Here is a 25,374-nt window from a genome sequence, read left to right as displayed (position 1 = left end):
CCTCTCATGTTTAGGTTTTTTTATGAATACTCAACACGCAATTGCAAAAAATAAATTAAATGCAAAAGACTTAACAGTTAGTTACAAAAAGTTTCAGCTGAATAACGGCCTCACTTTACTTGTACATGAAGACAAAAGTACGCCTTTGGTTGCTGTTAACATCTGGTACCATGTGGGCTCAAAAAATGAAGTCCCTGGAAAAACAGGTTTTGCACATTTATTTGAACACTTGATGTTCAATGGTAGTGAGCACTTTAACCAAGATTATTTCAAAGCAACTGAACAAGTTGGTGCAACTGAACTCAACGGCACAACCAATAGTGATAGAACCAACTACTATCAAAATATTCCAAAGTCAGCTTTAGACTACATTTTATGGTTAGAGTCGGACCGTATGGGGCACTTACTTGGCGCCGTTGATCAAGAAAAGTTAGATGAACAACGTGGTGTTGTACAAAATGAAAAACGTCAGAGTGAAAATCAGCCTTACGGTATGGTTTCAGAATATGTTGCTCAAGCTTGTTATCCTAGTCACCATCCTTACTCTTGGACTCCCATTGGCTCAATGCAGGATTTAAATGCAGCTAGCCTAGATGATGTCAGAACCTGGTTTAATACATACTATGGGGCTGCCAACGTTGTTATTGCTTTAGCAGGAAACATAAGCAGTACAGAAGCTTTAGAAAAAGTAAAACATTACTTTGAATGGATACCTTCAGGCCCTAAACTTAACAAAATGAAGACTTGGGTAGCTCCAATGTCAGATGACAAGGTTGAAGTCATCAAAGACCAAGTGCCCCAAGCTCGTCTTTACAAAGTCTGGAATGTTCCGGGACTTGCTCAAGAGGGTTTAGAAGCTCTGGATATGCTTACGGATGTATTGAGTATAGGAAAAAACTCATTGCTTTATAAACGTTTGGTTGAAGAAAAAAAACTGGCTTCTAATGTCTCAGCTGGCATTTCTCCTAAAGAGTTAGGGAGCAACTTTTTCATTGTGGCCACGGCTCTTAAACCCGAATTTTTAGAAGAAATTGAAATAGAAATAAAGCATATTTTAAATGGTGTTTTCAACAAAGGTATCAAACAAAACATTCTTGACGCTTATAAAACCAAACGCTTTGCTCAAACAGCAAAACGGCTGGAAAAAATTGGCGGTCGAAATGGCAAATCTGATATTTTAGCTTACTATCAAACGTTTTATGGCTCGCCTGATGCCTTTACAAAGAGTTTACAAACATTTTTTAATTTGACCAGTTCAGAAATCAAACATGTTGCAAAACAATGGTTAACTCAAGGCTCATATACATTAAAGGTCTTACCAGAAAAAACCCTAAGTCATGTTAAAGAAACCGTTGATAGAAAAAAACTACCTTTACCCAGTCACTTTCCAGAGCTTAAAACCCCACAGCATGCCTCTTTTACTTTAAAAAATGGTGTTACGGTAACTTATATAGCCAATGAGGCGGCACCTCTATTCAGTGTCAAAATCAGGTCCAAGCAAGGGGCTTTGTTTGATGAAAAACCAGGAACCAGTTATTTATTTGAAGACTTACTTAAAGAATCTCATCACAAGTACTCTGCCTCAGAGCTCAGCTCAAAGCTTGACCAACTGGGAACCAATATTCATGTCAATAGCAGTTTACATCAAGCAAGCATAAGCTACTCTGGACTCAATATTAGTTTTGCTGAGACAACAAAAATTGTGCAAGAGTTGATACAAAGACCAAAATACAATAATAAAAATTTTGATAAAGCAAAAACCATATTAAAACAAACAATTGAACAAAGATTAAATATCCCTGGAGCTATGGCTTCAAGAACATTAATGGATATTGTTTTTAAGAACACGCCTTACGCTCAACCCTGGTCGGGAACAGGTACGTTGACCACGGTTGAAAAAATCTCTATCAATGATGTTCAAAATAAACATCAAGCTGTTTTTCAAGCTCCATTGCATATTACCATTAGTTCTTCTTTGCCAAAAAAGACCATTGAAAACACTTTTAATCGATATTTTGGGAAAATGTCGATTAAAAATAGTACTGCAGAATTATCCTTGGCCAACCTTGGAAAAGACTTCCCTAAAAACACGCTGTATTTTATTCATAAAGATAATTCGCAACAAGCAACTATCTCTGCGGCAACACTGATTGTTTCCTTCAATCCTGACCTATCACCTCAATTGAACATATTGAATAACATTTTAGGCGGATCATTCACATCTAGAATAAACATGAACCTTAGAGAAGATAAACACTGGTCTTATGGTGCGGGATCAAAAATAAACTATACCCTTGGCAAAAGACCTTTAAAAATTTCAACCAGCGTACAAATAGATAAAACAGTTGAGTCTATTTTAGAAATTTACCGTGAACTCAAAAACATATCTGGGCCAAAACCTATTAATAATGCTGAATTCAAAGCAAAACAAAAAGATGAAATATTATCCTTGTTATCTTTATTTCAAAACAATGATGCAAATGTTGGAATTTTTGATGATCTAAACCACAAAAACTTAGACTACTCATTTTTCCAAAATTATAGCAAAGCCTTGAAAGACCTTAATATCCAAAAGACACAAACTCTAGCAAAAAAGCTTATCCAGCCTAATGAATTTGTTTGGGTTGTAGTGGGTGATAAAACTGTTTTTGATGCACAAAAGAAAAAGTTACCGTTTAAAAATATTGTTTACTTAGATAGCGTAGAATAATTTTTTTATTTCAGAAGCTTTAAGTATTGTTTGGTTACCTTATCCAAACCTAGAAACACAGCATCGGCAATCAGCGCATGTCCAATTTGCATTGACTCAATAGGCAAACTTTTAAAAACTTCAAGGTTATTTTGATTCAAACCATGACCTAAGTGACAAATCAAGCCTTTTGTATGAGCATAGTCAACCGCAGATGCAATTTTTTCAAACTCTAGTTTTTTGCTTTGCTCATCTTTGGCATCCGCGTAAAAACCTGTATGGATTTCTATTTCCGACACTCCTAAGTTGATACAAGCATCAATAGATTTATGGTGGGCATCAATAAATAATGAAACTCTACATCCATGCTTAGATAGTTTTTCAATCGATTGCTGTGCAGACTGGTCCAACTGACTAATATCCAAGCCATGTTCGGTTGTCAGTTCCTCACGTTTTTCAGGAACCAACGTTACAGTATGAGGTTGAATATCATAAGCAATTTCAAACATTTCTTGGCGAGCAGCCATTTCAAAATTTAAAGGAATAGTTATGGCTTTACTAATATTGTAAACATCTTGATCTTGAATATGCCTTCTATCTTCACGCAAATGACAGGTAATGTTATTTGCCCCAGCGTTTTGAATTATTTTTGCGGCTTCTACAGGACTGGGATAATCCGTTCCTCTTGCTTGCCGCAAAGTAGCAACATGGTCAACGTTAACACCCAAATCAATCATTCACTCAACTTAACTCACTTTTAGCAGTGCTAACAAGCTTTTTTAGCTGTTCTTTTAAAACATTCTCTGAGTGAGCTTCAACCATGATTCTCAGTTTATTTTCTGTACCCGAATACCTGACCAAGACCCTTCCTTCCCCATTCAAGTTCTTCTTAGCCCGCTCAATGCTTTTACTCAGAGCCACACATGACTCAAGAGGTTTTTTTTCTTTCACTTCAACATTGATCATTTCTTGTGGATATTTATTAAATGACTGCGCAATTTCTGAAAGTTTATTTCCTGTTTGACACAATACTGCTGCAATCAACAAAGCATTCATGATACCATCCCCGGTATTACAATTGGGTAAATAAATGATATGTCCTGAAGACTCTCCACCCAGAGACCACTTATTTTCTCGCATTTTTTCAACCACATATCGATCCCCAACCTTTGCTCTTAAAAATTGGATACCATTGTCATTGCAGTAATTTTCCAATGCCATATTACTCATTAAAGTCCCAACAATACCCTGAGGCTTGTTATCGTTTGCAACCATGGCGCTGACCAAGATGAACAACAAATCATCTCCATCTAGAACTGCGCCATTTTCATCACACATCACAATACGGTCGGCATCGCCATCCAAACAAATACCATAGTCAGCCTTATGCTCTAAAACTGCATTTTGCATCCTTTGCGGGTAAACAGCTCCGCAGTTCTTATTAATATTGGTACCGTTGGGTTGATTTTCAATAATAATGCACTGAGCACCCAACTCTTCAAAAACTGTTGGCGCTATTTTATATGCCGCACCATTGGCACAATCAATAACTATTTTATACCCTATCAAGTCATAGGCTTTAGGAAAGTTGTATTTTAAATGCGATATATAACGGCCCTTGGCATCTTCGATACGATAAGCTTTACCAGAAACATCTGCCTTCAATCTTTTTTCTATTTTTAAGCTGTTTTCAACCAAATCTTCAATAAAAGCTTCATTCTCGTCACTTAACTTAAAGCCATCGGGTCCAAAGATTTTAATACCATTGTCTTCATAGGGATTATGTGACGCAGAAATCATAACTCCTGCCTGAGCTCGCATACTTTCTGTTAAATACGATATTGCAGGTGTAGGCATTGGTCCCACCAACATTGCTTCTACTCCCGTAGACATAAGGCCCGCAGCAATGGCTTGCTCAAACATATAACTCGATAAACGTGGGTCTTTACCAATTAAAACTTTTTTCTGCTTTTTTTCTTCAAGCAAAAGACCTAGAGCCTGCCCTACCTTGACCACAGTATCTGCTGTCATTGGAAAAATATTTGCTCTACCTCGAATACCGTCTGTTCCAAAAAGTTTCATTTCTTAACTCCAAATTATATTTTCTTCTATATATTTAATTTATTAAAGATTCATTGATCCACTACTTCTTAATTTTTTGCACTCTGACTTTATCCGGAGAAATTGTATACGCAACATTTTTAGGTAACCCAGTTACAGTGGGTACAAGGTTAACGGCAGGTTTAAACAAATTGGGTAAGGCTTCTATTTCTACATTAATGTTTTTTTGATCGAGTGACAGCATATCTCCGGCCATACCCTCTACGGTAATATTGACATACTTGGGATTAACCCGATACTGCTCACGATCATGCTGAACAACAACTTTCTTCAACACTTTGCTGACCATGTTCTCTTTAATATTTACCCGCAGCAAAGCTGAGTCAGCTTGCAATTTAACATTAAGCGTACTGGTATCTATGGGAACTTCTTGTTCATAATAAGAACGCATGCTATTCAAGTCGATATCCGTAGTATATAGTTTTTTTAGAGACTGCATGCTCCTTTGGGTTCCTTTAACGGTTACCGCTTCTGGATCAAGATCATATGAAGTCATTTCAAAGCCTTCAGGTAATTTACCAACAAATTTAGGTAAAACCGGAAGGGTTTTAGTGATGGCCTTGTCTAAGTCAATACGAATAATTTGAGGCATGATACGATCTATTTTTATCCCATAGGGCAGCTTAAAATCATCTTCTTGTATCCAAAAAGTATTCAACCCAATATGGCTCTGACTGAGATCAAGAGGCAAGGTACCTAAGTACTCTTGATTCATATTCTCTACTCTACTTTTTGGTCCCAAAACCCTAACTTTGATTTGGGCATCGATCTCTCTTTCCAACATAAGATGTTCTGGCACATTGACCAGCTCAAGCTCAACATCTAAACTACGCTGTTGTTTTTGCTCACTTTTAACGTAAGTCCACAACACCAAAGCAATAAAAACGGAGAGCAGCTTAAGTGCAAGGTCCGCTTTAGAGGCCATCAACTGCATTAAAAACCTACTATTCTTCTTCATGCTTTTGCTCCAAAAAGCATATTCTGAGCTAAGAGCTCTTTTAGTTTAGTTGCTTCTATACCACTTAAGAGTTGGCCTTCTTTAGCTATTGAAATCCACCCTTTCTCTTCAGAAACAACAATCACCAATGCATCGGTTTCTTCTGTAATACCAACAGCAGCTCTATGACGTGTACCAAGATTCTTGTTGATCTTGCTTGACATCAATAAGGGTAAAAAACACCCGGCAGCTAAAATTTGATCTTGCTTAACAACGATTGCTCCATCATGAATAGGCGATGAGGGTAAAAAGATACTTGAGATTAACTCTTTTGAAACCAGTGCATCGAGCTTGACTCCCACATCAATATACTCCATGACATCTGCTTCTTTTTGAATAACAATCAATGCACCTATCTTTCTATTGGCCAAAGATGTACACGCTTTAACCAACTCTTCAATGGCTCTTGATTCATTGGCTGTATCAAGAAATGAAAACACTGGGGCTCTACCCACGCGTGTTAGCATTCTTCTAATTTCGGCTTGAAATAATATAATCAATATAAACACTAAGCTACTGAGTAAATGCGATAAAATCCAATTCAGGGTCTGCAAATTAAACACCAAAGACAACCAAAAAACCAATAAGGCAAAGCTTAAGCCTATCAGCATGTATATTGCTCTTGTTCCTTTAATAAAACGTAAAAAAGCAAAAACAATCAGCGATACGGCAATGATATCGATTAAATCAATAATTGAATGAGAGGTAAAATAATCTACAATGGATTGCAGCATTTCTATCATCAGGATTCTTTTAAACTATCTATAGATTGCATTGACACTGTATTTTATAGTCTATCAGAAGCAAACGCTCTCCAGCAAATAAATTACATATATTTCTTAATGAAGATTACTCAGACATAAAATATTCTCAAATTATTTGGTTATTGATGCCCTTTACTATTGGTTAAGCCTTAGACAGTTCCTGTCCTGCCATCAAAACATCCAAATCTTTTCCTGATAAAGTTTCTTTTTCAAGTAAAGTCAAAGCAATTTTATCTAAAGTTTTTCTGTTTTTTTGCAGCAAATCTTTTGCTTTTTTATAGTTTCTATCAATGATTTTTTTAATTTCAGCATCAACTTGCTGAGCCGTTTTCTCACTGTAGTTGGATTGATGCCCAACTTCTTTGGCTAGAAAAATTTCTTGATCATTTTGACCAAAAGCAATGGGTCCTAAAATGCTGCTCATTCCCCATTCACAAACCATTCTTCTTGCTAGTTCGGTTGCTTTTTCAATGTCATTGGATGCGCCGTTACACTTCATTTTAAAAACAATCTCTTCTGCCAAACGTCCTCCCATTAATATGGCTATACTAGACTCAGCTTGATTTTGACTTAAAGTATAGCGATCTTCAGTTGGCATTTGATGGGTTACCCCTAGAGCCATACCCCTGGGAATAATGGTCACTTTATGAACGGGGTCTGTGTCTGGCAAAAGCTTAGCGACCAAAGCATGCCCAGCTTCATGGTATGAAGTCAGTTTTTTATCATGTTCATTCATGATTGTTGTTTTTCTTTCCTTGCCCAAAATAACTTTATCTTTGGCTTCTTCAAAACAATCCATAGTAATTGTTTTCAAGCCTTGTTTAGCGGCCATCAAAGCCGCTTCATTTACAAGATTATGTATGTCTGCACCTGTAAAACCTGATGTTGCTCTTGCTAAGGTGTTAAGATCAACGTCTTCATTTAAAGGTGTGTTTTTGGTATGAACTCTTAATATTCCCTCTCTACCCTTCAAGTCAGGTCTAGATACAATAACTTGTCGATCAAAACGCCCTGGTCTTAACAAGGCAGAGTCTAATACATCTGGACGGTTGGTTGCCGCCATCATGATTATGCCATTGTTGTCTTCAAAACCATCCATTTCCACTAACAGTTGATTTAAAGTTTGCTCTCTCTCATCATGACCGCCACCTAAACCAGCTCCTCGTTTTCTTCCTACAGCATCGATTTCATCAACAAACACAATACACGGTGCTGATTTTTTGGCTTGTTCAAATAAGTCACGTACGCGAGAAGCACCAACACCAACAAACATCTCCACAAAATCAGAACCAGATATTGTTAAAAAAGGAACATGCGCCTCACCCGCAACTGCTTTAGCCAACAGTGTTTTACCTGTTCCTGGGGCTCCTACCAACATGACCCCTTTTGGTATTTTAGCGCCAAGCACCGTATATTTTTTAGGTGATTTTAAAAAGTCGATAACCTCTTCAAGTTCTTCTTTTGCTTCTTCAACCCCAGCAACATCTGCAAAGGTCACTCTCGTTTTTTTAGGGTCAGCAATTCTTATCTTAGATTTACCAAAGCTCATGGCTTTGCCATTACCAGACTGAACTTGCCGCAATAAAAACAACAATAAAATAAATCCAAAAATAAAGGGCACTGTCCAGAGCAGAATATTCCTTAAAAACCCCTGCCTGCTAAAAGATTCTAATTTTATATCTTCAACAGCATTTTCTTCAAGAAACTGTACCAGCTCATCTGCCTCACCAAACCAGTTGCTTGTAAATATTTTTTCATCTATTTCAGAAGAGATACTCTCATTTTCTTTTTTAGAAAAAAACTGACCTTTTAATCTTTCCTGACCAACTTCAATACTTTTAACATGTCCCGCTCTAACACTTTTTCTAAAGTCACTGTATGACAACTCCAAAGGTTTTTCCTGCGAAAAGTTTTCAAAAGATTGAAAAACCAAAAAAAACAATACTGCCAACAATAACCATAAAAAAACTCGATTTGACTTCAAAACATACCTCTCATAAGAATGTTTAAAACTAAACTGTGTTCTACTTTATCTAACATTACGATTATAAAATACAGTATTAAGTTCTTTAACCGTTTATTTTTTTTGTTGCTTTTGTATTTTCAATTTTACCCATATTTTTTTAGATAAGTCTGAGCTCATACAAACAATTAATCAAGTTCTGTATTGAACTGATATTTTATCTTCTTGGACTTTATAGATAGCTTTGTTGGTCAAGCTGTAATAGCCCTCACCTTTACGTAACAAGTGAACCATTGCGCTGAGTTGATCAGCATTAAGTTGATCGCTTTTTTCATCAAAGATAAATCTAAAAAAAAACTTTAATTGCAAATCTGAAAAAACCAACAAAGGTTTTCTTAAAAAACATCCCTCTTCTATTTTACTAACTCGAAGCATGTCATCAACATCTGACTTTAGGTGATTTACAATATCCTTTGCATCTTGAGCAAACCTTAAAATATTGGTTTTGTATTGGTTGCCATAGTGTGAACTTAAGAATGGGAGCAAAATATTTCTGATGTGATTTCTTGTAAAACCTGTATCATCATTACTAGAGTCAAGATTAAACAACAAGTCATTATCTTTTGCCACACTAAGCAAAGTTTTTTTTGGTACATTTAAAAAAGGTTTATAGAAGTATTCTCTAGACTTTTCAGCCATCCCTGACAAACCTTGAAAATGTGCCCCAGAAAAAAGTCGAATAAAAAAATTTTCAATTTGATCATCTTCATGGTGGCCACTAACTATACACTCACATTTTTTTTCTTGCGCATACTCAAGCAGTGCATCATAACGCAAGTATCTTAACTGCTCTTCAGACAGTATGCTCTTCTTCACTTTTAAAGGCTTGATACAAAGTTCAAGTTCATAGCGTGCGAGTAATTTTTCTATGACTTCTATATCTTTACTTTCTTCCTTTTTATCTCTTTGTTGATGGGATATATACACAGGTAGCGGTAGACCTAAGTCTTCTTGCTTTGATATTTCAGCCATCATAAAAAATAAGACGACTGAATCTACACCACCAGAAATAGCAACAACCTTACTTTTATTTAAAATTTTATGCGTCTTTAAAAACGCTTTGGTTTGACGAAAAAGCTGTGAGTGCGCCGTTGAACGCTTTACAGTATTGTGTTTTGTTTTATTAAGCATACAGTTTTTTTAAACTTACCTCACCATTCTTTTATCTGCACAACAGACTTGACTCAAGCTAACTTTACAAAAAGTCTACTTTTTTAGGTCTTTAATTTGCTCTAGGGCTTAACAATTATTGTGTTGAATTTATTCAATAAAATTGAAAAAGATTTTAGCTTTTGTTACTCTTAACAAAGAACCATGGTAAAAATTGGTCCACAAGTTATATTTCTAAAAACATCAATCATGAGGGCATAATGAATATAAAAGTAACGTTCACTGGTATTTTGCTTGCAGCACTTTTTGCAGCACCAAATCTCGCTGTTTCACAAACTAAAAATAAAAACACCAATACTTCCATAGGTTCTTACAGAAAAGAAGGTATCGATGTTGTTCAAAGACGTGTTTTTAGAAAAAAAGGACGCGCAGAAATAGGTTTTGACCTTGGTATCAATGCTGACAACCAATTTTTGTTCTACGAGTTTGTGCAAATCAGACCTACTTTCCATATTAAAGAAGGTTTTGCCATTGAAGCATCTTATTCAAGAGTTTTTCACCAAGAACGTGCCATTATTGATGACTTACAAAATGTCCCCTGCCCTCCAAACTTGATCGTCACTGACTTGATGATGAACCCCGTATCAACCTGCGGTGTTGATCTTGACCCTGCTCCCGATCCAGCCAAAAACATTTATTTTGCTAACCTTATTTTTTCTCCAATTTATGGTAAGTTCGCTATATTCTCAAAAAAAATCTACCATTTTGACTGGTACTTTCTTGCCGGTGCCGGTATGTTTGACAATGAGCGATCTCAACGCTTCGGAATCAATGTGGGTACGGGTTTAAAAATATTTTTAAACCAATCTACAGCTTTAAAGCTTGATTTTAGAAACTTCACAGTACGTGAAGGAGCGCCATTCAATCAGATCGCAAATAACAGAGTTTATTCCATTGGTTTGTCATTCTTTTTACCTTCAACCCCAAAGGACTAATATATAATGCTTTTTAAAAAAACCAAATCCAGCTTCTCACTTATAGGTTTTTCACTGCTGTGCGCCAGCCTTGCCTTATCAGGCTGCGCTCGCTCAAAACAAAACATTGAGCAGATTGGCCAAAACCAAAAAAAGTCTAACTTGGTTGAAAGAAGAATTGATCGTGAACTGGAAAAACGATCTCGTTTGGTACGGAACAACCCTTTGTATACCCGACTGGTCGACACACTTAATGAAGGTCGTATAGAATATAAAAAGCAAAACTATGAAAGGTCTTTTATAATCTTCAGTAAAATCCTCAATACTTCACGTTTCAAGTCTTTTCCCGAGTATGGCTATTCAAAATACTACATTGCAAAAAGCTTAAGTCAAATGGGAGCCTATTATGCCTCTCTTTTGTATTATGTGGACATTGTTGAAAATGACAAGCTCCGAGTTTATACGCATGAGTCCTTACGGCAATCTATTGCCATTGCTCAACATTTAAAAGATGATGAACTCATCTTATACTTGGCATCAACCATCAGTGACAACAAAGTTCCTAAGTCATTAAAAGAAGAGTTTCGTTACTTTGTTGCAAAAGACTTGTATCATAAAAAAAATTACCGAAGAGCTATTAAACTTTTATATTCAATATCAAAAAACAATCGCCTGTATTTGGCTTCTCGCTATTTATTAGGGGCAATTGCCATAAAAAACGAAAGTTATTCAAAAGCCATAGAGTTTTATAAAAGCATCTCTAACGAACGCAAAAACAAAGTCTACTATGAAGAAGTTCGCCTCAAACAGCTTGCCAATCTTGCTTTGGGCCGGATATACTATGAGCAACGCAACTATCCGTTGGCTATTGTCTATTACAAAAAAGTTGAAAAAGACAATAATTATTACCCACAAGGTCTGTATGAATCAAGTTGGGCTTTGTTTAAGATGCGTCAGTTTAATGCCTCTTTATCTGTTTTGCACTCAGTTAACTCTCCTTTTTACGAACAGGTTTACTTTTTAAAATCGTACTTACTCAAAGGCGCTATATTTTTGGAGTTATGTTTGTATGATGATGCTTTAACCGCGCTTAGCGGGGTTGAAGGTGAGTTTAAAGGAATTGCTCGTCAAATTGATGACTTTGCTAAAAAGAACCGGTCTCCCAAGCGTTATTATAACGCTTTGACAGGCAAACAAAGAGAAAGATCTGGAAAGTTAGTCTATCGCTATAGAAACCTGTTCAATCTTGCCAGTGCCAATAGAGACTTCTGGGGAATTCACCAGTATATAGAATCTTTACAAAAAGAACGCGAGCTTTTAGGAAAACTTGATCAAAACAACGCTAAACTAATCATTAACCTGATCACACAAAAAGAACGTGAGTTGACTCAAAAAGCCAGCTGGTTAGCCGGGCAAAAGCTGAAACAAACCCGACAATTAATAGAAGACTTTTTTACCTTAAAAGACTTTTTAAGATATGAGATTGTCAGCACAGAAAGAAAAATTCTACAAACACGCTCATTACGCCTTGCACCTCCAGTGGATATCAATGCCAACCTTATAAAACCCGAGTTCACAGACAGTTTGAAAGAGTCTATGGTTTGGTGGGATTACACCGGTGAATATTGGGCTGACGAAACCGGCTATTACCTGTATAATCTTAAGTCTATATGTAAGGACAAAACCTCAGAGAAAAAGTAGTAGCGCTACTTTGTAGTTTGGAGAACATACTTGAGCTTAACAGATTTAAAAAAAATACTCGTTCTTTGCCTAGTCCTTAATTTAATCAGCCCAGTTCAACCGTCTTTTGCAGTTGAAAAAAAAGCTGAACAAAGAACTGGACAAATATCCAACCCTATTTTTAAGGCATTTAATATTCCAGACTATAAGGTTGACGCCGCATTGGCAGCAAAAATTCGTGAAGAGTTGCGCCTATTAAATAGACTTGCAAAACGTAAGCAACCAGCCAATCAGACAGCTGAAGTCTATTTTAGAATGGCTGATTTGTATTGGTTGTATGAACGCTCAGAATACTTTAAAAAAATGGATGAGTTTGAGCGAAGATATGATCTCTATTTAAAAAAGAAAATTGCCAAGGAACCTGTTGAGCCGAAGTTTTCTGGTGAACGATCGTTTAACCTTTATAAAAAAATTGTTAAAATTGCGCCAAACTATGACCGCTTAGATGAAGTTCTGTTTTTGGCAGGTTTTCATGCCAGTGAAATCAACTCAAAAGACGCGGTCAAGTACCTTAAACTGTTAATTAAGCGCTTTCCAAAAAGTAAATATGCTACCGGTGCTTATATGACTCTTGGCGATTATTATTTCAATAACCGGTCATTTAATAAAGCCATCAATGCTTACGGTGTTGTTTTAAAATCAGAAAATCAATTTAAAACCAGTGCTCTGTATAAGATATCTTGGTGCTACTACAATAAAAGCAACGTTAATGGCGCCCTTAAAGTCATGCAGAAAGTAGTTAAAATTTCTAAAGACAAAGAAAGTGAGATCAACTTACGTAGAGAGGCGCTTAAAGATCTTATACTCTTTTACTCAGATCTGGGTCTGATTGAACCGGCCCGACGCTATTTTGTATCCATCGGTGAACCTGAGTATGCTCGTTTGGTTATTGAAAAATTAGCCAATATCTACTTTGAAAAATCTGAGTACAACAAAGCGGTTAATGCCTTAAAGAAACTCATTTCTTTAGACCCTTATCACCCTGATGCCCCCAGACATCACTCAAAAATTATTGAATCTTATGAAAAAAGTGAGCAGCTCCAGCGCGCCATGCGTGAAATGCAAATCTTCATGCCAAGATATTTGCCTGGATCTGCCTGGCATAGACAAAACAAAGGTCGCAGCGATTCTTTAGACTATGCCTATAACCGCTCTGAAGTTTATGCACGGTTCTTATCAAAGCATCATCATGAAATGGCACAAAAAAGTGAGACCACTAATAAGGTCAAAGCAAAAAACTATACGCAACTTGCTCTGAAGTTTTATGCCAATTATGTAAAATGGTTTGCTAACCATAAAAATGGCTATGAAATGCGTTTTTTATACGCAAATCTCTTATTTAAAAATAAAATTTATGACAAGTCCGCTGAGCAGTACGCGGCTATGCTTAAAGCACAAAAAGATGGTGCAAAAAACCAACTTGCCTTGATTGGTTTAATCGATTCACTAAGCCGTCTAGAAGAAGCCTATTATGCGACGGTTGAAAAAACAATCAAAAATAAAAAAAGTGATACCTATGCTAGTACACCGCTTTCAAACTATGCAAAAAGGCTAATTGCTGCTGATTCGGCTTATCAAAAACGTTATCCCAAAGATGAACGAGCTTCAAAAGTCTATTTTCAAATTGCCCAACTTTATTACAACTATAATCAATTTGATACAGCTCAAAAAATATTCTTTGATGTCATTAGGCGTTATCCAAACTCTCCCGCTGCCAATGCCTCAAGACACCTGATTTTAGATATTTACAATATTCAAAAAGACTGGGACAACCTTGAAAAATATGCTTCAAGTTATCTGCGTGTAAAAAGCTTTGCCACCCCAGAAAATAAAAAGCTCATGCTTGAGCTAATTCAAGGGTCTATTTTCCAAAAAGCCAAAGGCTTGGAAGAAAAAAGCAAATTTATTGAAGCCGCAAGAAAATATGAAAGCTTAGCCAACAAATACCCTGAATCAAAATTTGCTGACAAAGCCTTGTACAACGCAGCAATTGATTATTTGAACGGTAATGATTCTAATGCTGCCCTTAAGACATCCAGACGTTTTTTAAAAGACTATTCAAAGTCTCCCTTGGTGCCTAAAATGATTTTGGCCTTGGCAACCCACTTTGACAATAAACTGGACTATCAAAATGCTTCAGAACAGTTTGAAATCTTGGCCACACGCTTTCCAAAATCTGAACTTGCTTCAGCAGCTTTGTACAATGCTGCATTGTACAGAGAACACTTAAAGCAATACGATCAGTCCTTAAAAAATTACAAGATGTACATCAGTCGCTATCCAAAATCTGATGACGTTCATGATGCCTACTTTGCAACTGGACTCATTTATGAAAAAATGAAAGACTGGAAAAAAGCCAGCGCTGTTTTTTATAATTTTCCGAAACGATACCCAAAACACAAAGAAAAGTTTGCCGAAGCCTCTTATAGACGTGGCTTTGCCCAGAAAAACCTTGGTAACCTCAATGCTAGAAACGCCTCATACAATGAAGCTGTCAAGCACGCAAAGCGCTATAAATCGGGTGTATCTTACGCAGCCAAGGCGCAATTTGAGCTTACTCAGGATAAATTTGATGCCTTCAATGCCATAAAGTTTAGAATGCCTCAAAGAGCTCTTGCTTCTTCGATTGAAAGAAAAGCTAAGCTTTTAAAAGAACTTAAAGATGATTACTTTTCTATCATTGATCTTGGAGATGCTGAAGTTGGTGTAAAATCTCTATACCATGTTGGTCTTATTTACCAAAACTTCAGTTTGGCCTTGTTCAACGCCCCAATTCCTAATGGATTGAGCATGGAACAAGAGCAAATGTATCAAGAGGAACTACAGAATAGAGCCTTACCTATTGAGCAAAAGGCAATTGAAGCCTATGAAAAAGCAATAACTAAAGCCTTTGAGCTTAATGTTTACAATGACTGGACTGTTAAAGCATATGATAACCTAACGCAATACAAACCGGATAAATATCCTCAGCGTCAAGGTGAATCTTATATCCAATGGTTTATCAATGAACCGCTTATTGCCTTTAATTCAAAAGCGGGGCTATTGAAGCCAGAAACAAAAAGTGTTGTGACTGATCGATCTGAGTTTCTGGTCCCTGACCAAGCAAAAACTTCTTCAGCAGAATCTTTATCTTCTCAGATCAGAAAAAGTGAAGCCGCCATCAATGCAAACCCAAGAGCAGTGTCTGCATACACACGCTTAGCTGATATATACCGCTTACTTGACTTGCACAGAAAAGCAAAACAAGCATATGAGAATGCTTCTTTGATTCGTCCTTCAGATAGATCAATTTTGTTGAACTTGGCTTATTCATCCCTGGCCAGCAATGATAAAAATGCTTTACGTCTGTTTGCTGAAGTTGCGCGTAAAAATAAAAACAACTGGACCATAGCCAACAACCTCATTACTGCTCAAAGAAAGCTTGGCAACAAGGATAAAGCTTTGGTTAACATTCAAGGCATTATGTCAAAGAATAAAACCAATGTTTATGCCATCAATAACTTAGGCTTACTCTACTATGAGACTGGGAAAAGTGAGCTTGCTGAACTAACCTTTCAAAAAGCAAAAAAATACAACCCTAAAAATGCTGAAACATTCAATAACCTAGGTATGGTTTATTTAAAGATGGGGTTTTATAACAGTGCTATTAAAGAGTTTAACTCAGCCATTAATTTGGATAAAAATTTAATTGAGCCCGTGATTAATCTTGGCAATATTTACCTTGAGCATGCAAACTTTGATGATGCTATAAAAATGTATCAAAAGGCACTGAAAATTGAGGCTTTAAATCAAAGTGCTAAACTTAATCTTGGTGTTGCTTTAATTGCAAAAAACCAAATTGAGGAAGCCAACAAACATTTTACAGAAATCAGCATGGTTAACCCCAATTTTGCAGAAAATGCTTTTAATTTAGGTTTAATTAATCATTTAAAGCTTAAAAACAAACAGGCTGCCATAAGAAACTATAAGCGTTTTATTAATTTAAAAGGAAAAACTATCCCAAAAACGCATCCAGTGTATAATATGCTTAGGCAGGCACAATCCATGAAACAACCTAAACCAAAAGTTTTAGGAGGAGAAAAGTAATGAAAAAAAAACTCAGCCCATTGTTTTATTCAATAATAGTTGTTCTTGCTTGTTCCAACGTAACAACTGTTTTTGCACAAAGTACTGGCGCAAAAAAGAACCCCAAAGTTACGGTTTATAACTTTGATGAAGTCGATATTTTAGGAAATGTTAAGAAACCTGATGGTGTAACTGTCAAAGAAAGACCTGAAACTTACTTTAAACGTTTATTGAATCTTGACGAATCCTTTATTCCCAATATTATAAGATCCGTTGAGGACTTTTAATGAAGCCATTAAAACCTAGAAGTAAAAATCAAAGCATCTTATTTGATGACGAAACCTTAAAAATTAGTTTTAAGGTGGATAAAAATGAACGTGTGCCCATACACAATTCTGACAAACTTCGCTTACGCGTAACTGTTTTAGCGTTTAATCAGATTGTTGATGACTCCTTGCTGCAAAAAAATGAGCTTCTGTATTTTGGTGCGCATAAAAAAGCTGCTGTAAAACTACCATCTGACTATATCAGTAAAAAACTAGATCTCTTAAAACTCAACACCGACGGAACCATTACCTTAAAGATCACGCCTGATGCCAGTGGTTATTTAGAATACGGCGATCAACTGACTGCAGTTGAAGATCAAGTTGGAATAGATAAAAAAAACTACAAAGAATCAACACTTCCCATTGGAAGTAAAGGCTTTCTTGTTTATGATACGGTCATTATTTATTTTGAAACCGTCTCGCAAGATGAAACGGCCATACCTTTTTCCTGGAGACAACAAATTAAGGACCCCTATTTTGTTCGATGGTTTGCAGTCTCAGCAGCTATTCACTTAGCATTATTTATTTTAGCTTATGTCATGCCAAAACCTGATCTGGAAGACAAGACTGAAAAAATACGTAAACAATACAAAAAAATTGTTGTTCAAAACAAAGAAATGAAAAAATACCAACCTGCCATAGTGCGTTCAAAAAAGCTGCGCGGCAATGTTGGCAAAGAAGGTAGCGGTGCAAAGGCTGGCGGCAAAGAAGGCCGCAGAGGCCGTGGAGTTAAAGGTAGAACCGGCAAAAAGACCAACCGTGTAGATGTTAACAAAACAGGTGTTTTAAGTTTCTTTAGTAAAAATAATAACTCTGTTTTAAATGATTTAATTGGCTCTGGCTCCAATATTACTGAGTCCATTGATAAGCTAGGCAGCAAAAACGCAAGACATGGTTTACCGGGTGAAACAACTGTAAGAGAAGGTAAAGGTATACGAGGATCAGCGTCTGGTGGAGGAAATAATACAGCCTCAATTGGCCAAGGTTTAGGAACTAAAGGTAAAGGTGGCGGAAATAAAAATATGGGAGGCCTTTCTGATTTTGGAACAGGTAAAAAAAATGTTGCCGTGTCTGCTAGTATCGATGATGAAGAAGTTTATATCCAAGGTAATATTCCCAAAGATGTCATTGCAAGAATTATTAGAAACCACCTAGGACAAATTCGATCTTGCTATGAAAGACAAGTTATTCGACAACCTAAGTTAAGAGGTAAAATTGTTGTTAGATTTGTTATTGGTTTACAGGGTCGAGTTACAAGCACCAGTATTGCTGAAACGGGCATGAATAACGCTGCTGTTGAGGGTTGCATTCAACGTGTGGTTAGAAGAATGCCCTTTCCAAAGCCTGGTGGCGGTGTCGTAGAAGTGGTCTACCCATTTACCTTTAATTTAGCAACTTAAGAAAGAAGAGATTATGAAAAAAATAAAAGTAATAAGCCTTATCGCTGTATTCATGACAACGTCTTTGTTGCATGCTGAAAACTTATTTGGAGAATTTAGACGTTTACCCGATGACATAGAAAAAGGCTTTTATATTGGTGCTGATATAGGTATCTCAATCGTCAACGGTGCCATTGATGGAACGCTACCGGGGGAAACAACAACCAATCCTGGAACAGCACTATCATTCAACATGGGATACGACATTTCAAAAAATATCAGCATTGAAAGCTTGTTTGGCTTTGCCATTCATGAAGCCGCTCCTGAAGACCCCCAACTTGAAGGTGGCGTTAATTTCTTTTCTGGAAATCTACTTTTAAAACTACAAAAACCAATTGGGAGATGGAACCCCTTTGTAGCGGCTGGTGGTGGTGTTGTTTCTACTGGGCCGGCATTTGTTGATGGTGAAAAATATAAAATGAGTATAGCAGGTTCTGCTGGTATTGAGTATTACACCTTATTAAGACATTACTCTCTGTACTTTAAAGTCAGCTATTTCCAGTTTGATTTACCCGTCAACATGATATCTCCTACCTTTGGTATCAAATATACCTTCTAATAATAGAAAGTGATGACTGCTCTGGCTTGATTGATATCACTGCTTGAGCTTATCTTATTTATTTTGATTGGTTTCGATTTTAGCGCAAAAAAAAGATTGTGAAATACCCAAGCCTGAAGTACTTCAAGTTTATATCGTGACAAATTATGAGAACAAAATAGATTTCATGCAGCGAGTTCTCATTGGGCTATGCCAAACAATCCTTTGAGCCTATATAAATTATTTTTTCTCTATTTATTGATTATTGGCTTCAATTTAAAGCACCCTATGTAAATATAAAGCCGGTCAGCCTAATTTTATATATACGTTTCTTTAACCCTTTCAATTAAAACATTACCGTCAGCATGCGTAACTTAAGGTTAGGATTAGAATAAAACCTTTATATACAACGATAGTATTTAAATTAACTTTTAGGAATCAAAACTTTTCTTTTTAACACCGGCAAATTTAAATTTGTAGCTTGCGGTAAAACCCTCCCAAGGAGGCTTTGAGTCGGCTACAATATCTTGAGCGCCTTTTTTTAAACATTGGTCTAGCCTGCTGGTTTTAAAATGATCAGAGTCAATTCTTTCTCGATTTACTTTTCCTGCATTGTCTAAACTGATTTCTAATGAGATGACACCCGGCTTTTCAGGGTTTTTAGCGTAACTAACAAAGCAGTTTTGCACAAAACCCAGCTGATTTTTTATTGAACGCTGGTAATTAAGCGCTTCTTTTGCACTATCCACACTAACTTTCTTTTCCTTGCCTTTATTGAATGAGAAAAAAGAGCCTTGATGTTTTGGTGGCTCAACATCCACTGAAAGCGTAGCTTTACTGATTGCTTTAGCAATATTTTTTCTTCTTTGACTGGTGCTCTTAGATAAATTACTCAGACCTGAGAAATCTATTTCTTCATCGCCAATATTGCCCAAGATATCACTGACTTTAAAGTTTTTCTTAGATGATGCTCTTTTATTGGTTTTTGAACCCGTCATTTTTTTTGCTTTAGAAACACCATTCTTGCTCTTAACCTTAGATACTGGTTTTATTGATTGTGCACTAGTGCTGTCCTCTTGACTTGTACCTTCCATTGTTTCTTGCATGACCAACTGAGATTTTTGTGCATTTTTTTGTAGAAATAGAAACATCCCATAAGCTAAAACAGCAGAAAACCCGACCATGGCCAAAGCCATCATAATTACTTTCGTTTTTGATGTTTTTTGTAAAGGCACCACTCTATCTGGAAAAACTGACATATCAGCTTCTCTTGTGGCATTGCTTCCTTTTGTGGACTCTAAACCAGTAATGATCGTAGGTACATCAAGATCGTTATGGTCTAAGTATTCAATGGATAAAGAAACACCTGAATCTTGTTGATCCAAAGAAGGCATTTTCTTTGCTTTTCTTTTGCTTTTACTTTTTGTGGTCGTGCTTTTATCCGTAAGTTCTAAATCTGTTAAGGAGTCTGAACTATCTTCTTCTTTATCAAAGTGGGGTTGATTAAAAATAAATTCAAATGGACCGCAAATAACTCTATCTTTATGAGAGAGTTTTATTTTTGATATTCTTTCGCGGTTAACGTAGGTGCCATTTCTACTTTTTAAATCTTGTATATAAACAACGCCGCTATCTAAAACTTCAATAACAAAATGGTGCCTAGATACAAACGTACTTTTAATCACAATTTGATTTGAAGGGTCTCTACCCACCAAAGTAGACCCTTTTTTCAATTGGAAGGTTTCAATAAATTTTCCTTGATTGTACAAACGCAAAAAAACGGCTTTACGGTCTGCAACAACAGGAGAAATTTTACTTATTTTTGCCAAAAAAAGCCCCCATTCGGCATAAACCCATTATTTTCGCTCGAAAAACTCATATCTTGTTAATATTATATCGTAAATAAACCATAAGCAAAAAGCATTTGTCTTTTAAACTATTATTTTTATACACGATTCTAAACAACAATGTGTATCTCTAGCGTTTAAGTTTACATTGATAAAGCTGCATTTATCTCGACAATACTCCTATTATTCAATAATAGACTAAAACAATGCATCTAGAGGACAAGTCAACCAACGATTATGAACTCTTGCTTGAAGAGCTCAAATCTAACAATATTTTTAATAGACTTCAGCAAAAAGACCCCACTCTTTGGTCATCTGAATTGACAAAGCAACACGCTATTTCAAACCGTTTAGGCTGGGTTGAGTCTGATCAAGTGATTAACAACTCTAAGGAAAAAGTTAGTGCCTTCTATGAAAAAATTAAAAAATCAAACTATCTAGATTTTGTTTGGGTTGGCATGGGGGGCTCCAGTTTATTTGCCAAAACCTTGGTTCATGTTTATGAAGCTGAACATTTTCATATCATAGACAGTACTGACACCCAGCATATCCATGATTGTTTATCTAGGGTTGACCTTCCTAACACCTTATTCTTTATTGCCTCTAAATCTGGCAGCACTCTGGAAACCATGTCCGTTTTCAAGTATCTTCAAAAACTTAATATCCCTGATCATCATTTTGTAAGTGTATCTGATGCCAACACATCATTAAGTCAGCACTTTGCTTTAAGTCAACATAATTTCTATGATCAATTTATCACTCCTGATGACATAGGTGGAAGGTTTTCATCTATTTCGTACTTTGGCCTTTTACCTTTTGCATTAATTAATTTTACAGCCTTGAATGAGAATATAGATTGTTTTTTAAAGTACGCAAAAGGTCAAAATTTACAAAAGCAGATTGAACAGTTTACAGCTAAAGTTTTTCAACTATATCAAAACTATGGCAGCAATAAGCTCATTTTACATTTACCTGACCAACTTTCTTATTTTACCCATTGGGTGGAGCAGCTGATTGCAGAAAGTACTGGAAAAAACAACTGTGGTTTTATTCCCCTACCTTCACAATACATTGATAATGATCGAAAAGATTATATTCATATCAATACAGATACAAATCTAGCCTTATCAAACACTTTTAGCCATATGCTTACATTTCCTTTGACGGCTAAGCAAAACAATCTTCTTCTTCAAAGCTATATTTGGATGCAAATCACAGCAATCTTAGGCTATTTTCTTAAGCTTAACCCTTTTGATGAACCAAATGTTGCTCTATCCAAATCACTCGCCCATGATTACCTAAAACAAGTGAACTTAAAACCTGAAGACCCAACAGCAACAACGCCCAAAGTTTTTTTTGAAGAACTGGACAAGCTATGCCATAAAAATCAAATGATAGCTGTTTTATTTTTTGGCTTTGGTTACAAAAACAAACTTGAAAAACTGTGTCAGCACCTATCAAAAACTTACTGCCAACCGTGCATTCCTTACCCTGGGCCTCAATATTTACACTCTGTTGGTCAATATTTTAAAGGCGGTCACCTTGATGTTAGCTTTATTATTGTCTACGGTGACAATCCTGACGTTTCAGAAGAACAAGCACAGCTTGAAAAAATAAAGCTCGCGCAAAGTTTAGGTGATTTTCATGCTCTACGCCAACTTAAAAAGCCTGTGTTTTTTATTAAACATGATCAACTGTTTAAATTATTTGCAATCGACTAAGTCATGACCAATGAGCGTTTAAATAAAATAAAACAGCTGGCAGCCCAACGGCAAACAGATCTTGCTGTTTTATTAGAAAATGTTCACGATCCCCATAATATTGGTGCTGTTTTGAGGACCTGTGATGCTGCAGGTATTTTTAATGTCTATATTTTAAATACGGACTACCGTTTACCCAAAACCCTTGAAGGTTTTGATGAAAAAGCCTCTTCTGGCGCCAGAAAATGGCTCAAGATACACTTTTATACTGACCTTGAACAATGCTTTGATTCAATTAAAAAAAACTATACAAAGCTATATGCTTCAAACTTAAATGATCAGTCTTTAGAAGTTTACGATATTGACTTCTCTTCAGAGCCTAGCATTTTAATGTTTGGCAATGAACATGTTGGGCTAACACCTGAAGCTTTACAGCAAAGTACACATCATTTTCATATACCACAGATGGGTATGGTGCAAAGCTTAAACATCTCTGTTGCTTGTGCCATCAGTGTATATGAAGCTGTCCGGCAAAAAAAAATCAAGGGGCACTATGATAAAAGCCAACAAAAAAACATTGATGCAATAGAGTCTTTTTATTTAAAACAGCATTCTAATAGATAATGAGCTTTAAAAACCAAAGCCTTTGAGCTTATCCTTGACCGCCTCTTTTGTTTTATTTTTAATTTCTTCTTTTTTCTTTTCAACTTTCTTTTCTATTTTTTTCTCTACTTTTTCACTCACGACTTGCTTGATGTTGCCTTCAATCACAGAAACCTTTAACTCATTGAGTGATCCCGTTAATTGAATAGGAATGTCTATATTCTCTGCATTAGGGTTAAGTTTAGCCAAAGCAGGGAATGTTTCTTCAACATCTTTTTTTGGAAGTTTTACTTTAAAATCATAATCAACCTTCCCAGTCAGTGATTGAGTACCTTTACCAGAAAGATTTATACCTTTACTGTTAAAGTCTAGTTTATTAACTTCAAACATACCTTTGTTAAATTGAATGTATTGGCTCCATGATTTAAAATCAACACTCTTCAATGAGTCTTTCTTGATGAATTGAGCCAAGCGCTTTTGTATTGCGGATTGTTTAAGGTAACCTTCAACAATTTTTATGGGCCCCTCAAAAGATATGGAGTCTATTTCAGGCAAAAGTGTGTTTGTATTAATTGTTCCTGATGATTGTATTTGACTAAAAAGTTGCCCCCCGACCTTTGTGACTTTATCAATTTTTATCGGGAAAAAAACTTTTGCATAGTCTATAAACTCATCTAATTTGACATTATCAACATTCACATTGGCTTGATAAGGAAACCTATCTTCATCTGTTACATCAAGCTTAAAGTTAGTTTTGAACAAGCCTGAAAAGGCATTGGCACTTAGGTTCTTTAAGTCAATTTTTCCATTTTGTGTAACCAACTCAGCTTTGACATTTTTTAAGTCCAAGTCACTGTAATGCAAAACATTGCACTGTAATCGACTGGTCCCATTAATTTTTTTAATTGGACTAAAATCTACTGCTTCTGAACTTTTTTCTTCTTGGTCCTCTGGCAAAAGCTTATCCAAATCCAAAGATTTTGCATTAACATTAATATCATAATCTAAAGAGCCATCCGCTAAGGCATACGCTAAAACATTTCGAACACTTCCCTTCATGGAAAGCTCGTCATTATTTATTTGCATGCGATCGACATCAAGGTTGATTTGATTTTTTTCTAAACCAAGGGTGGCATACAGGCTTTTAATTTTATAGTTTTTCATGTCCGGTGAGGTTGACGAATACGCAACATCCGTCAATTGATGTCTGCCTGTCATAAGAGGTGAAGTTATGTTTTGAGCTATGTTGATCTGACCTTTGGCTTTTCCTGACAAAGCATGCTCAGGTGGGTACATCTCTATTTGCTTTAACTCATCAAAGTCTAAGTTGTATTGAGCTGAAACAGCCACTGGGCTTTTTTCAATACCATTAAGATAATTGCTAATTTTTGCTTTCATATCAATCATACTTTTATCGGTTTTGGCTTTGAGTGCGTTGAGTGTGATAGATTGACTGTCGATATCCAGATCAAGAACAATATCTTTAATATCTTTTTTATAGCGTGCAACACCATCAGTCAATTTAAGCTTAGCCATAAAGTCAGCATTGCTGTAGTCGCTCCCACCGTCATAGGATGCCTCAAGTATTAATTGACCGTCACTGGATTTCATGGACTGATCGCTAAATATTTTTGACGGCAAAAATGCTAAAATTTGCTTTAACTCTCCACTCTTGGCATTCAAATTAAACTTGTAGCGTGGTTCATTTTGCATTTCAAATGTTCCCTGCATTTCAGCTTTGATCGACTCACTCTCAAGCATCAACTGCTTTAGTGTAGCGTTCTGATTTTTATTGTCGTATATCAGATCTATATCCAGTTTAGGCTCTAAACCGCGTCCAAAATATCCGTAGGCAGTTTGGTAAAGCAACTCATCAAAGTCTGCATGACCTGATATTGCAAAAACATCCAAACCTTGAGTCTTTATGACATAACTTTGCTTGGCCAAATGTGTTGTAAACAACAATGAATTTTCTTCATGCACTTTAATTTTCATATTATTGATTAGCAATTGACTTAACTCAAAGTTAATAGCACCCTCTTTTTCTATCGCTGCAGTGGTGTCTTTGCTATCTTCATCCGGAGATTGATATTTATAGCTTAGATCATAGTTTACCTGGGGTGAGTCCAGTAGAATTTTTGAAAACACCACTTTTTTGGAAAATAAAGGCAAAAGCTTTATTTTAAATTTTGCATGCTCAAGACTTATATAAAGTTTGTCTTTGTCTTCCGCTTGTAAGGACACATTATCCAGAGAAATGCCAAATAAGGCCGGACTTATATTACCTATGGAAAGTTTTAAATTGCTAGCTTGATAAACCTGTTGCTCTATTTTACTAATTAAACTCTTTTTAGGTAAAATCAAAATGATGGCATACAGCAGTACAAAAAAGCCAATCACACCCAATAGAATCTTTGTTAATTTATTTTTTTTCATGT

General features: G+C 36.1%; 17 protein-coding genes. 9 read left to right on the top strand and 8 right to left on the bottom strand.

Annotation, left to right across the window (positions count from 1 at the left end; translation table 11 throughout):
• Positions 1-22 precede the first annotated feature (22 nt).
• Positions 23-2,710, top strand: a complete 2,688-nt coding sequence (locus MRY82_05705) for an insulinase family protein (protein MCI5072421.1) — start codon at positions 23-25, stop codon at positions 2,708-2,710.
• Positions 2,711-2,715: 5 nt separating this feature from the next.
• Here the strand turns inward: MRY82_05705 and MRY82_05700 are convergent, their stop codons facing one another.
• The 6 genes from MRY82_05700 to tilS all read right to left on the bottom strand — a co-directional run bounded on the left by MRY82_05700 (position 2,716) and on the right by tilS (position 9,725).
• A complete protein-coding gene (locus MRY82_05700) occupies positions 2,716-3,426 on the bottom strand; it encodes a pyridoxine 5'-phosphate synthase (GenBank protein MCI5072420.1) in 711 nt (236 codons plus the stop codon).
• Positions 3,427-3,430: 4 nt separating this feature from the next.
• Positions 3,431-4,771, bottom strand: coding sequence for a phosphoglucosamine mutase (gene glmM / locus MRY82_05695; protein ID MCI5072419.1), 1,341 nt, complete (start codon positions 4,769-4,771; stop codon positions 3,431-3,433).
• 61 nt (positions 4,772-4,832) lie between these two features.
• Positions 4,833-5,768 (bottom strand): CdaR family protein, encoded by a 936-nt coding sequence (locus MRY82_05690; protein MCI5072418.1) that lies wholly within the window; start codon positions 5,766-5,768, stop codon positions 4,833-4,835.
• Entirely contained in the window at positions 5,765-6,550 is a 786-nt protein-coding gene (gene cdaA / locus MRY82_05685) for a diadenylate cyclase CdaA (GenBank protein MCI5072417.1), read from the bottom strand. The genes MRY82_05690 and cdaA overlap by 4 nt, the downstream gene beginning before the upstream one ends.
• 163 nt (positions 6,551-6,713) lie before the next feature.
• Entirely contained in the window at positions 6,714-8,555 is a 1,842-nt protein-coding gene (ftsH, locus tag MRY82_05680) for an ATP-dependent zinc metalloprotease FtsH (protein MCI5072416.1), read from the bottom strand.
• A 171-nt stretch (positions 8,556-8,726) separates the two neighbouring features.
• On the bottom strand, positions 8,727-9,725 hold the full coding sequence (gene tilS / locus MRY82_05675; GenBank protein ID MCI5072415.1) for a tRNA lysidine(34) synthetase TilS: 999 nt from the start codon (positions 9,723-9,725) through the stop codon (positions 8,727-8,729).
• Positions 9,726-9,964: 239 nt separating this feature from the next.
• Here tilS and MRY82_05670 point away from each other — a divergent pair, with 239 nt between their 5' ends.
• From MRY82_05670 to cglE, 6 genes are read left to right on the top strand one after another with little or no spacing between them, the layout of a single operon-like run.
• On the top strand, positions 9,965-10,699 hold the full coding sequence (locus MRY82_05670; protein ID MCI5072414.1) for an outer membrane beta-barrel domain-containing protein: 735 nt from the start codon (positions 9,965-9,967) through the stop codon (positions 10,697-10,699).
• A 6-nt stretch (positions 10,700-10,705) separates the two neighbouring features.
• Positions 10,706-12,379, top strand: a complete 1,674-nt coding sequence (locus MRY82_05665; protein MCI5072413.1) for a hypothetical protein — start codon at positions 10,706-10,708, stop codon at positions 12,377-12,379.
• A gap of 30 nt (positions 12,380-12,409) precedes the next feature.
• Positions 12,410-16,504 (top strand): tetratricopeptide repeat protein, encoded by a 4,095-nt coding sequence (locus MRY82_05660; protein ID MCI5072412.1) that lies wholly within the window; start codon positions 12,410-12,412, stop codon positions 16,502-16,504.
• Positions 16,504-16,770 carry a hypothetical protein gene (locus MRY82_05655; protein ID MCI5072411.1) on the top strand — a complete coding sequence of 89 codons (267 nt, stop codon included), beginning with the start codon at positions 16,504-16,506 and terminating at the stop codon, positions 16,768-16,770. The genes MRY82_05660 and MRY82_05655 overlap by 1 nt, the downstream gene beginning before the upstream one ends.
• Positions 16,770-18,209, top strand: coding sequence for a TonB family protein (locus MRY82_05650; GenBank protein ID MCI5072410.1), 1,440 nt, complete (start codon positions 16,770-16,772; stop codon positions 18,207-18,209). The genes MRY82_05655 and MRY82_05650 overlap by 1 nt, the downstream gene beginning before the upstream one ends.
• Positions 18,210-18,222: 13 nt before the next feature.
• Positions 18,223-18,807: an adventurous gliding motility protein CglE gene (cglE, locus tag MRY82_05645; GenBank protein ID MCI5072409.1), complete on the top strand. Its 585-nt coding sequence runs from the start codon at positions 18,223-18,225 to the stop codon at positions 18,805-18,807.
• A gap of 410 nt (positions 18,808-19,217) precedes the next feature.
• Here cglE and MRY82_05640 read toward each other — a convergent pair whose 3' ends face one another.
• Complete coding sequence (locus tag MRY82_05640) at positions 19,218-20,615, bottom strand: FHA domain-containing protein (protein ID MCI5072408.1); 1,398 nt, start codon at positions 20,613-20,615, stop codon at positions 19,218-19,220.
• A 224-nt stretch (positions 20,616-20,839) separates the two neighbouring features.
• On the opposite strand from MRY82_05640, the gene MRY82_05635 reads away from it, so the two are divergent.
• The gene (locus MRY82_05635; GenBank protein MCI5072407.1) at positions 20,840-22,354 is read left to right on the top strand and encodes a hypothetical protein; all 1,515 of its coding nucleotides are present in this window, start codon (positions 20,840-20,842) and stop codon (positions 22,352-22,354) included.
• 3 nt (positions 22,355-22,357) lie between these two features.
• Positions 22,358-22,957 carry an RNA methyltransferase gene (locus MRY82_05630; GenBank protein MCI5072406.1) on the top strand — a complete coding sequence of 200 codons (600 nt, stop codon included), beginning with the start codon at positions 22,358-22,360 and terminating at the stop codon, positions 22,955-22,957.
• A 6-nt stretch (positions 22,958-22,963) separates the two neighbouring features.
• Here the strand turns inward: MRY82_05630 and MRY82_05625 are convergent, their stop codons facing one another.
• Positions 22,964-25,372: an AsmA family protein gene (locus tag MRY82_05625; GenBank protein ID MCI5072405.1), complete on the bottom strand. Its 2,409-nt coding sequence runs from the start codon at positions 25,370-25,372 to the stop codon at positions 22,964-22,966.
• Positions 25,373-25,374: the final 2 nt, after the last annotated feature.

Source organism: bacterium, from assembly GCA_022763185.1.
GTDB lineage: Bacteria > Bdellovibrionota_G > JALEGL01 > JALEGL01 > JALEGL01 > JALEGL01.
This window is presented reverse-complemented; position numbering and strand designations above follow the sequence as displayed.

Coding starts and splice junctions, on each gene's coding strand:
- MRY82_05670 (MCI5072414.1), top strand. CDS start 9,965: ATGAATATAAAAGTAACGTTCACTGGTATTTTGCTTGCAGCACTTTTT.
- MRY82_05630 (MCI5072406.1), top strand. CDS start 22,358: ATGACCAATGAGCGTTTAAATAAAATAAAACAGCTGGCAGCCCAACGG.
- cglE (MCI5072409.1), top strand. CDS start 18,223: ATGAAAAAAATAAAAGTAATAAGCCTTATCGCTGTATTCATGACAACG.
- MRY82_05625 (MCI5072405.1), bottom strand. CDS start 25,372: ATGAAAAAAAATAAATTAACAAAGATTCTATTGGGTGTGATTGGCTTT.
- MRY82_05700 (MCI5072420.1), bottom strand. CDS start 3,426: ATGATTGATTTGGGTGTTAACGTTGACCATGTTGCTACTTTGCGGCAA.
- MRY82_05690 (MCI5072418.1), bottom strand. CDS start 5,768: ATGAAGAAGAATAGTAGGTTTTTAATGCAGTTGATGGCCTCTAAAGCG.
- tilS (MCI5072415.1), bottom strand. CDS start 9,725: ATGCTTAATAAAACAAAACACAATACTGTAAAGCGTTCAACGGCGCAC.
- glmM (MCI5072419.1), bottom strand. CDS start 4,771: ATGAAACTTTTTGGAACAGACGGTATTCGAGGTAGAGCAAATATTTTT.
- cdaA (MCI5072417.1), bottom strand. CDS start 6,550: ATGATAGAAATGCTGCAATCCATTGTAGATTATTTTACCTCTCATTCA.
- MRY82_05650 (MCI5072410.1), top strand. CDS start 16,770: ATGAAGCCATTAAAACCTAGAAGTAAAAATCAAAGCATCTTATTTGAT.
- MRY82_05665 (MCI5072413.1), top strand. CDS start 10,706: ATGCTTTTTAAAAAAACCAAATCCAGCTTCTCACTTATAGGTTTTTCA.
- MRY82_05655 (MCI5072411.1), top strand. CDS start 16,504: ATGAAAAAAAAACTCAGCCCATTGTTTTATTCAATAATAGTTGTTCTT.
- MRY82_05635 (MCI5072407.1), top strand. CDS start 20,840: ATGCATCTAGAGGACAAGTCAACCAACGATTATGAACTCTTGCTTGAA.
- MRY82_05705 (MCI5072421.1), top strand. CDS start 23: ATGAATACTCAACACGCAATTGCAAAAAATAAATTAAATGCAAAAGAC.